1 protein-coding gene is annotated in these 10,923 nt (G+C 73.2%); it reads left to right on the top strand.

The annotated features are described in order from the left end of the window. The first annotated feature begins 41 nt into the window (after positions 1-41). The gene (locus ACFVXG_RS22000; RefSeq protein WP_387929877.1) at positions 42-10,889 is read left to right on the top strand and encodes an SDR family NAD(P)-dependent oxidoreductase; all 10,848 of its coding nucleotides are present in this window, start codon (positions 42-44) and stop codon (positions 10,887-10,889) included. Positions 10,890-10,923 lie beyond the last annotated feature (34 nt).

The following is a 10,923-nucleotide window of genomic DNA, read 5'->3' as shown; positions in this document are numbered from 1 at the left end:
TCGCCGTACCACCGTGCGTAATGAGGAAGGCGTCCATTCGGATGGCGAACGAAGAGAAGCTCCGTGACTACCTCAAGCGGGTCACCACCGACCTCGCCCAGACGCGCGAGCGCCTGCGCGAAGTAGAGGGCCGGCAGCAGGAGCCTGTGGCCATCGTCGGGATGGCGTGCCGGTTCCCGGGTGGGGTGTCGTCGCCGGAGGAGCTCTGGGAGCTGGTCGCGGGCGGCAGGGACGCGATCGGCGTCTTCCCGACGGACCGGGGCTGGCCGGAGGATGTGGTGGATCCGGATCCTGAGGCGCCCGGCAAGAGCGTCTCGGGTGAGGGTGGATTCCTGTACGACGCGGGGGAGTTCGACGCGGAGTTCTTCGGGATCAGTCCGCGTGAGGCCGTGGCGATGGATCCGCAGCAGCGGTTGCTGCTGGAGACGTCGTGGGAGGCGTTGGAGGGCGCGGGGATCGATCCGACGGGGCTGCGGGGCAGTGCGACGGGTGTGTTCGCGGGGCTCTTCTACCATGACTACCTGCCGTTCCACCCGGTGCCGGAGGAGGTCGAAGGGTACCTCGGCACGGGCGGCATGGGGTCGGTGGCGTCGGGTCGGGTGGCGTACGCGCTGGGGCTGGAGGGCCCCGCCGTCACCGTCGACACCGCGTGTTCGTCCTCGCTGGTGGCGCTGCACCTGGCGTGCCAGTCGCTGCGCTCGGGCGAGAGCTCGCTGGCGCTGGCGGGTGGCGTGACGGTGATGTCGACGCCTGGGACGTTCATCGACTTCACCAAGCAGGGCGGGCTGGCGGCGGACGGTCGTTGCAAGGCGTATGGGGAGTCCGCGGACGGGACGGGCTGGGGCGAGGGCGTCGGCGTCCTGGTCCTGGAGCGGCTCTCGGATGCCCAGCGCAATGGGCACAAGGTGCTTGCGGTGGTAACCGGTTCGGCGGTCAACCAGGACGGTGCGTCCAACGGCCTGACGGCGCCGAACGGTCCGTCGCAGCAGCGGGTGATCCGGTCGGCGCTGGCCAGCGCCGGGGTGGGTGCGGACGGCGTCGACGTGGTCGAGGGTCACGGCACGGGTACCCGGCTCGGCGACCCGATCGAGGCGCAGGCTCTGCTCGCGACGTACGGCCAGGGGCGGTCGGCGGATCGGCCGCTGCTGCTGGGGTCGGTGAAGTCGAACATCGGGCATGCGCAGGCCGCTGCCGGTGTCGCGGGTGTCATCAAGATGGTGACCGCGATGCGGCACGGCACTGTGCCGGCGACGCTGCACGCGGACGAACCCTCGTCGCGCATCGACTGGGAGTCGGGCGCGGTGCGGCTGGCCACGTCGGCCGTGCCCTGGCCGGAGACGGGTGATCGTCCGCGGCGTGCGGGTGTGTCGTCGTTCGGGTTCTCCGGTACCAATGCGCACGTGATCATCGAGCAGGCTCCTGCCGAGGAGACCGCCGAGCCTCGTGCTGTCGGCGTGGTCCTGCCGGTGATGCCGTGGGTGGTCTCCGGGCGTTCCGTGGTGGGTCTTGCGGGTCAGGCGGAACGGCTGGCGGCCTTCGTGGGGCAGGGCAGCCGGGATGTGGACCTTGCCGGTATCGGCTGGTCGTTGGCGGTGTCGCGTGCGGCGTTGGAGCAGCGCGCGGTGGTGCTCGGATCCGACGCTGACGAACTCGCTGCGGGCCTGGGGGCGTTGGCTGAGGGTGTTGAGGTTCCGGGTGTGGTGTCCGGGGCTGTGGGTGGTGTGGGCCGGGTCGGCTTCGTGTTTACGGGCCAGGGCGCGCAGCGCCTCGGGATGGGCCAGGGGCTGTATGCGGCGTTCCCGGTGTTCGCCGAGGCCTTCGACGAGGTGTGTGCCGGGTTTGCCGGGCATGTGGACGGTTCGCTCGCTGCGGTGATCCGCGGCGAGGAGAACGCGGGCCGGATCGATGAAACAGGCTGGGCGCAGCCCGCGTTGTTCGCGGTCGAGGTCGCACTGTTCCGGCTGCTGGAGTCGTGGGGTGTGCGGCCGCAGGTGGTGGCCGGGCACTCGATCGGTGAGCTGGCGGCCGCGCACGTCGCCGGTGTGTGGTCGTTGGCGGACGCGTGTGCGGTGGTGGCCGCGCGTGGCCGTCTGATGCAGGCGCTGCCGAGCGGTGGTGCGATGGTGGCGGTCGAGGCCGGTGAGGAGCAGGTCCTCGCGGTGATCGCCGGCCGTGCGGGCGTCGGCATCGCGGCGGTCAACGGCCCGCGCGCTGTGGTGATCTCCGGTGCCGAGGCTGAAGTCCTCGCGGCTGCAGAGGAGTTGGCGAAGGGTGGGGCGCGGACCAGGCGTCTCCAGGTCTCGCACGCGTTCCACTCGCCGTTGATGGAGCCGATGCTGGAGGACTTCGCCCGCGTCGTCGGCGCCGTCTCGTACGGGACGCCGAAGCTGGCGATGGTCTCCGCCCTCACCGGGCAGCCGGTCACCGACGAGGTCACCGACCCCGCCTACTGGGTGAAGCACGTCCGAGAGGCCGTCCGCTTCTGCGACGCGGCGAACGCCCTTCGCGCGGCTGGCGTGCGGACGTTCATCGAGATCGGCCCCGACGGCGTCCTCGCCGGTATGGGCCCCCAGACCCGCACCGGCACCGACACCGACACCGAGTCGGCCGACGAGCTCTGGCTCCCCCTGCTGCGGCGGGGCCGGGACGAGCCCCGCGCCCTGCTGACCGCTCTCGCGAAGGCGTATGTCCGTGGCCTGCCCGTCGACTGGGCAGCCCTCTACACGGACACCGGCGCCCAGCAGGTCGATCTCCCGACGTATGCCTTCCAGCGGCAGCGCTACTGGCTGCCGGCCGGTTCGCACGGAGTGAACGCGACCGGGTTGGGTCAGTCTCCGGCACGTCACCCGCTGCTGGGCGCCGCGGTGGCCTTGCCGGCGAGTGGCGGTGTGGTGTTGACCGGGCGGTTGTCGCTGTCCGCACAGCCGTGGCTGGCCGATCATGCGGTCGCGGGGCAGGTGGTGGTTCCGGGTGCCGCGCTGGTGGAGATGGCGGTGCGGGCCGGTGACGAGGTGGGCTGCGGCCGGGTCGAGGAACTGCTGATCGAGTCGCCGCTGGTGCTCCCGGCCCGGGGTGGCGTGCGGGTGCAGGTGACGGTGGACGAGGCCGACGGGGCCGGTTGTCGTGCGGTGGCCGTGTACGCCCAGGCCGAGGATGCCGCGCCGGGGGAGGAGTGGACCCGGCACGCGAGCGGTTCGCTGACCGCTGCCGATTCCGCTCCCGACGCCGTTCTGACCGAGTGGCCCCCGGCCGACGCGACCGCCGTCGACCTGGACGGGTTCTACCCGGCACTCGCCGGGCGTGGTCTTGTCTACGGTCCCGCGTTCCAGGGGATCCGTGCGGCCTGGCGGCGCGGCGAGGAGCTGTTCGCCGAGGTCGCACTGCCGGACGGCGTGAGCGCGGTCGGATTCGGCCTGCACCCGGCCCTGCTGGACGCCTCCCTGCACGTGGCGGGCCTCGGCGCCGACGGGGACGGCCTGACGCTGCCGTTCGCGTGGAACGTCGTGACGGTGCACGCTTCGGGCGCGCTGGCCGTGCGGGTCCGGGTGGCGCCGTCGGCCTCGGGCGAGGGCGTCTCGGTGACGCTCGCCGACACTGCGGGCGAACCGGTGGCGTCCGTGGAGTCGTTGGTGCTGAGGGCTGCCTCGGCCGAGGACTTGGCGGGCGGCGCGGGTTCCGCGCGGGAGTCGATGTTCGGGGTGGAGTGGGTTCCGGCTCCGACGGTGAACTCCGTTGAGTCGGGCGAGCGTTGGGCCGTGCTCGGGGAGGGGCTGCCGGGCGTCGAGGCGCACGCCGACCTGGCGCAGTTGCTGGCGGCCGTGGTCGCCGGTGGGGCTGCTCCTGAGGTCGTGGTGGTGCGGGTGGTGCCCGAATCGGGCGCCGAGGATGTCCCGGGTTCGGCGCGTGCTGTCGCGGTCGGTGTGCTGGAGCTGGTGCAGGAGTTCTTTGCCGCGGACGCGTTGTCGGCGTCGCGGCTGGTGGTGGTGACCGAGCAGGCGGTGGACGCCGGCCCCGGAGCACTGGTGGACGTTACGGCGGCTCCGGTCTGGGGCCTGGTCCGCGCCGTTCAGGCGGAGAACCCCGGGCGGGTCCTGCTGGCCGACGTGGACGATCTCGCTGCCTCCGGTGTGGTGGAGTGGTTGCGGGCGGGTGTCGGCTCCGGTGAGTCGCAGTTCGCGGTGCGGGCCGGTCTGGTGCGGGTGCCGCGCCTGGTGCGGGTGCTGTCGGCGCCCGAGGTCCCGGTGGGTACCGGGGACCGCGCGGGCACTGTGCTGCTGACCGGAGCGTCGGGTGCGCTGGGCGGCCTGGTGGCCCGGCACTTGGCGGCGACGGGGCGGGCGGAGCGTCTGCTGCTGGTCTCGCGTCGTGGCATCGATGCCGCCGGGATGCCGGAGCTGGTGGCCGAGTTGAAGGGCTTGGGTGTTGAGGTTGCGGTGGCGGCGTGCGATGTCGCCGACCGTGCCGAGCTGGCTGGCGTCCTGGAGGGCGTGGCGCTCACCGGGGTTGTCCATGTGGCGGGTGTCCTCGATGACGGGGTCCTCGCTTCGATGACGGCCGAGCGGCTGGAAGCGGTGATGCGGCCGAAGGCCGACGCCGCCTGGAACCTGCACGAGCTCACCCAGGGCATGGGCCTGGACACCTTCGTCCTGTTCTCCTCGATCGCGGGTGTGATCGGCAATGCCGGTCAGGCCAACTACGCGGCGGGCAACAGCTTCCTGGACGCCCTGGCCGCTCACCGTCGTCATCTCGGCCTGCCCGCCGTGTCGTTGGCGTGGGGGCCCTGGGAGAGCGGGATGGCGGGCGGTCTGTCGGAGGCGGACCGTCGCCGGATGGCGCGGCAGGGTCTGCGTCCGCTGTCCGACGCGCGGGGCCTGGCGGTGCTGGACGGGGCGGTCGGCCGGTCCGAAGCGCTGCTCGTGGCAGCGGAGTTGGACCTGGGTGCCCTGCGGCGTTCCGGTGAGGTCCCGGCGCTCCTGTCCGGCCTGGTCCGCGCGACCAGGGCGGGGGCGAACACCCGTCGTACGGTCGGCCGGCCCACCGCCGACGGCCTGAACGCGCTGGCCGCACGGCTGGCGACGCTGGGTGCGGCGGAACGACTCGACGCTGTACGGGAGTTGGTCCTGTCGCAGGCCGCCCTGGTGCTGGGCATGGCCGGGCCGGGCAGCCTGGACGCGGAGCGGTCCTTCCGTGACGTCGGGTTCGAGTCCCTGACCGCCGTCGAACTGCGCAACCGGCTGAACGACGCTACTGGCCTGCGCCTGCCCGCCACCGCCGTCTTTGACTACCCGAGCCCGGCGGCCCTGGCCGACTTCGTGCTGGCCGAGCTGGTCGGTGCGGGCCCTGCCGCATCGGCGAGTGCCGTGGTCCCGGCGCCGGGCCGTGCACCGCTGGACGACGACCGCCTGGTGATCGTCGGGATGGCGTGCCGGTTCCCGGGCGGGGTGTCGTCCCCCAGCGAGTTCTGGGAGCTGCTCAGTTCGGGATCGGACGCCATCGGCGAGTTCCCGTCCGACCGCGGCTGGGCGACGGACGTCTACGACCCGGCCCCGGAGGCAGTAGGCAAGAGCGTCTCGCGGGAGGGTGGATTCCTTTACGACGCGGGGGAGTTCGACGCGGAGTTCTTCGGGATCAGTCCGCGTGAGGCGGTGGCGATGGATCCGCAGCAGCGGTTGCTGCTGGAGACGTCGTGGGAGGCGTTGGAGGGTGCGGGGATCGATCCGACGGGGCTGCGGGGCAGCGCGACCGGTGTGTTCTCGGGGCTCTTCTACCACGACTACCTGCCCTCGCACTTCGTGCCGGAGGAGGTCGAGGGCTACCTCGGAACGGGTGGCACGGGGTCGGTGGCGTCGGGTCGGGTGGCGTACGCGCTGGGGTTGGAGGGTCCGGCGGTGACGGTGGACACGGCGTGTTCGTCGTCGCTGGTGGCGTTGCACTTGGCGTGCCAGTCGCTGCGTTCGGGTGAGAGCTCGTTGGCGTTGGCGGGTGGTGTGACGGTGATGGCGACGCCGGGGACGTTCATCGACTTCACGAAGCAGGGCGGGCTGGCGGCGGACGGTCGTTGCAAGGCGTATGGGGAGTCCGCGGACGGGACGGGCTGGGGCGAGGGTGTCGGCGTCCTGGTCCTGGAGCGCATGTCCGACGCCCTGCGCAATGGGCACAAGGTGCTTGCGGTGGTGACCGGTTCGGCGGTCAACCAGGACGGTGCGTCGAACGGTCTGACGGCGCCGAACGGTCCGTCGCAGCAGCGGGTGATCCGTGCTGCCTTGGCCAACTCGGGCCTGTCCGCGGGTGATGTGGACGTGGTCGAGGGCCACGGAACCGGGACGAGGCTCGGCGACCCGATCGAGGCGCAGGCGCTGCTGGCGACGTACGGCCAGGACCGCCCTGCCGATCGGCCGCTGTTGCTGGGGTCGGTGAAGTCGAACATCGGGCATGCGCAGGCTGCTGCGGGTGTCGCGGGTGTCATCAAGATGGTGACCGCGATGCAGCGCGGTGTTGTTCCGGCGACGCTGCATGTGGATGCGCCGTCCTCGCATGTGGATTGGGAGGCCGGGGCTGTTCGGCTGGTGACGGAGGCGCAGCCGTGGCCGGATGCCGGGCATCCGCGTCGTGCGGGTGTGTCGTCGTTCGGGTTCTCCGGTACGAATGCGCACGTGATCATCGAGCAGGCTCCTGCCGAGGAGGCTGCCGAGCCGGCTGCGGACGGCGGTCGGGCACTGCCGGTGGTGCCGTGGGTGGTCTCCGGGCGTTCGGTGGCTGGTCTTGCGGGGCAGGCGGAGCGGTTGGCGGAGGTGGTCCGGGAGGGTGCCGACGCTGTCGATGTGGGCTTGTCGTTGGCGGTGTCGCGTGCGGCGTTGGAGCAGCGCGCGGTGGTGCTCGGTGCGGATGCCGATGAACTCGCCGCAGGCCTGGCGGCGTTGGCTGCGGGTGTCGAGGTTCCGGGTGTGGTGTCCGGTGCTGTGGGTGGTGTGGGCCGGGTCGGGTTCGTGTTCACGGGCCAGGGTGCGCAGCGTCTCGGGATGGGGCAGGGCCTGTATGCGGCGTTCCCGGTGTTCGCCGAGGCCTTCGACGAGGTGTGTGCCGGGTTTGCCGGGCACGTGGACGGTTCGCTCGCTTCGGTGATCCGCGGCGAGGAGAACGCGGGCCGGATCGATGAGACCGGCTGGGCGCAGCCCGCGCTGTTCGCGGTCGAGGTCGCACTGTTCCGGCTCCTGGAGTCGTGGGGTGTGCGGCCGCAGGTGGTGGCCGGTCATTCGATCGGTGAGCTGGCGGCCGCGCACGTCGCCGGCGTGTGGTCGTTGACGGACGCGTGTGCGGTGGTGGCCGCACGCGGCCGCCTGATGCAGGCGCTGCCGGCGGGCGGTGCGATGGTGGCGGTCGAGGCGGGCGAGGAGCAGGTCCTCGCGGTGATCGCCGGCCGTGCGGGTGTCGGTGTCGCGGCGGTGAACGGCCCGCGCGCCGTGGTGATCTCCGGCATCGAGGACGAAGTCATCGCGGCTGCCGATGAGTTGGCGAAGGGCGGTGCGCGGACCAGGCGTCTCCAGGTCTCGCACGCGTTCCACTCGCCGTTGATGGAGCCGATGCTGGAGGACTTCGCCCGCGTCGTCGGCGCCGTCGAGTACGGGACGCCGAAGCTGGCGATGGTCTCCGCCCTCACCGGACAGTCGGTCACCGACGAGGTCACCGAGCCCGCCTACTGGGTGAAGCACGTCCGCGAGGCCGTCCGCTTCTGCGACGCGGCGAACGCCCTGCGCGCCGCCGGCGTGCGGACGTTCATCGAGATCGGCCCCGACGGCGTCCTCGCCGGCATGGGCCCTCAGACCCGCACCGGCACCGACACCGAGGAAGCCGACGAGCTCTGGCTCCCCCTGCTGCGGCGGGGCCGTGACGAGCACCGCGCCCTGCTGACCGCACTCGCCAAGGCCTACGTCCGCGGCGTGCCCGTCGACTGGGCAGCCCTCTACGCGGACACCGGCGCCCAGCGGATCGACCTCCCGACCTATGCCTTCCAACGGCAGCGCTACTGGCTGAGCGTCACCGCCGGCACCCGCGCCGAGGACCTCGGTCTCGGCACACCCACCCACCCGCTCCTGGGCGCGGCCGTCGAGCTGCCGGCCACCGGTGGTGTCGTTCTGACCGGTCAGCTGTCGCTGTCCGCACAGCCGTGGCTGGCCCAGTCGCAGGTGACCGGTAGGGCGGTGGTTCCCGCCTCGGCGCTGGTCGACATCGTGGTGCGAGCCGGTGACGAGGCGGGCTGCGGCCGGGTCGAGGAACTGACCGTCGAGTTGCCGGTGGTGCTGCCCGAGCGCGGAGCGGTGCGGATCCAGGTGGCCGTGGGGGAGGCCGACCCCGCGGGGCTGCGAGAGGTCGCGCTGTTCGCCCGGGCGGCCGAGGGGGAGTGGGTGCGGCATGCGTCCGGCACCCTGGCCCCGGAGGACACGGACGGTGGCGCCGACGCGAGCACGGAGACGTGGGCGGTGCAGTGGCCGCCGACGGGGGCCGAGCCGGTCGACGTGGACGGGCTGTACGAGCGGCTGGCGGTCGTCGGGCAGGCGTACGGGCCGGCGTTCCGTGCGGTGCGGACGGCGTGGCGGCACGGGGACGAGGTGTTCGCGGAGGTGGCGCTGGCCGCGGGGACGGAGGTGTCCGGGTTCGGGGTGCACCCCGTCCTGCTGGACGCGGCCCTGCACCCGGCGGGCCCCGGCACCCAAGGCGAGGGCGAGGCCGACGGCGCCGGCCTGAGGCTGCCGTTCGCGTGGAGCGACGTGACGGTGCACGCGTCGGGCGCGCTGGTGGCGCGCGTGCGGGTGGCGCCGTCGGCCTCGGGCGAGGGCCTGTCGGTGGCCCTGGCCGACGAGGGCGGCCGGGCGGTCGCCTCGGTGGGGTCGGTGGTGTTCGGACCGCTGGCCGAGGGCGCTCTGGACCGGGCCGCGGGGGTGGTCCGTGACGGGCTCTTCCGGGTGGACTGGGTGCCGGTCGAGGCGCAGCAGGCGGCCGGGGGAACGGCTCGTCCGTGGGCGGTGCTCGGTGACGACGGCGGACTGGCCGTGCCCGGTGCCGTGGCGTACGCGGACGTGCCGGCGCTGGTCGCGGCGGTGGAGGCGGGTGCCGCGGTACCCGAGACCGTGCTGGTCTGCTGCGTCCCCACCGCCATTGCCACCACCGACGGCGGGAACGACGCGGACGTCCCGGCGGCCGCCCGGGCCGCCGTGCTGAGGATGCTGGGCGCGGTCCGCGACTGCCTGTCCGCGGCCGCACTCGACGGTTCGCGCCTGGTCGTGGTGACCGAGCGCGGTGTGGACGCCGGCGGCGGCGCGGACGTGCGGTTGGAGAGCGCGGGCGTCGTCGGGCTGGTGCGTGCCGCGGCCGGTGAGCACCCGGAGCGGGTCGTGCTGGCGGATGTGGAGGCGCTGGCCGGCGCCGGGCCCCTGGTCGTGTCCGGTACGGCTCTGGAGGAGCGCGAGTTCGCGGTCCGCGACGGGGTCGTGCGGGTGCCGAGGTTGGCGCGTGCGGCCGGCCCGGACGACGGCTGGGCTCCGGCCGCCGCCGGCCCGGACGACGGCGGGGCTCCGGCCGCCGCCCGCCCGGGCGAGGTCCTGGTGACCGGGGCCTCGGGGGCGCTGGGCGGCCTGGTCGCCCGGCACCTGGCGGCGACCGGGCAGGCGGAGCGGCTGCTGCTGCTCTCGCGCCGTGGCGCGGCCGCGGCCGGATTGCCCGCCCTGGCCGCCGAGTTGGCGGGTGCGGGGACGGCTGTGCGGGTTGTGGCGTGCGATGCGGCCGACCGCGGGCAGCTGGCGGGTGTCCTGGACGGCGTGCCGCTCGCCGGGGTGGTCCACACCGCGGGTGTGCTGGACGACGGCCTCATCGGGTCGCTCACCGCCGAGCGGGTCGAGCAGGTGGTGCGGCCGAAGGTGGATGCCGCCTGGCACCTGCACGAGCTGACCCGCCACCTGGAGCTGGACACCTTCACGCTGTTCTCGTCGGTGGCCGGTGTCTGGGGCACCCCGGGGCAGGCCAACTACGCGGCGGGCAACACCTTCCTGGACGCCCTGGCCGCCCACCGTCGTCATCTCGGCCTGCCCGCAGTGTCGTTGGCGTGGGGGCCCTGGGAGCAGGGGATGGCGGGCGAGCTGGTCGAGGCCGACCGCCGACGGATGGCCCGGCAGGGTCTGAAGCCGCTGCCCGCTGCCGAGGGGCTCGCCCTGCTCGACGCGTCCGCCCGGGCCGCCGATGCGCTGCTGGTGGCGGCGAAGCTGGACCTCACCACCCTGCGGCGCCCCGGGAGCGTGCTGCCCGACCTGCTGGCCGGACTCGTCCGTCCCGGCCGGCGTACGGCGGGGGGCTCCGGTCCGGAGGCCGGGAGGAACCTGCTGAACCAGCTGGCCGCGCTCCCGCCCGAGCAGTTGGAGGACGCGGTCCTGAAGCTGGTTCTGAGCCAGGCGGCCCTGGTGCTCAACCGGCCCGGCGCCGAGTCCATCGAGGCCGGCCGCTACTTCCGCCAGCTCGGCTTCGACTCGCTGACCGCGCTGGAGTTCCGCAACCGGATCACGGGCGCCCTCGGGCTGCGGCTGCCCGCGGCGATCGTCTTCGACTACCCCACGCCCGTGGAGCTCGCCCGGTACCTCCGGGACCGGATCGCCGAGCAGGAGATCGACTACGAGCCGGTGCTGAACGAACTCGACCGGCTCAGGTCGCTGCTGACCGGGATCGTCCGGCGGGGCGGGCAGAAGGGCAAGATCACGAGCCGTCTCGAACACCTGCTGGAGGAGTTCCGGGGGGCGGACGCGAGCGGTGCGTCCACCGACACGGACGTCTCCTCGGACGAGGACATCCTCGGGGCGACGGACGACGAGATGTTCGACCTGATCGAGAAAGAGCTGGGGATCTGAGGTCGGGCGGCAGCGGGACCACCGGCGGACCCAA

It is taken from the genome of Kitasatospora sp. NPDC058162 (assembly GCF_042884005.1).
In the GTDB taxonomy this organism is placed as follows: domain Bacteria; phylum Actinomycetota; class Actinomycetes; order Streptomycetales; family Streptomycetaceae; genus Kitasatospora.
This window is presented reverse-complemented; position numbering and strand designations above follow the sequence as displayed.

Bases quoted from the DNA above. Each gene is read 5' to 3' on its own strand.
- ACFVXG_RS22000 (WP_387929877.1), top strand. From the start codon at position 42: ATGGCGAACGAAGAGAAGCTCCGTGACTACCTCAAGCGGGTCACCACC.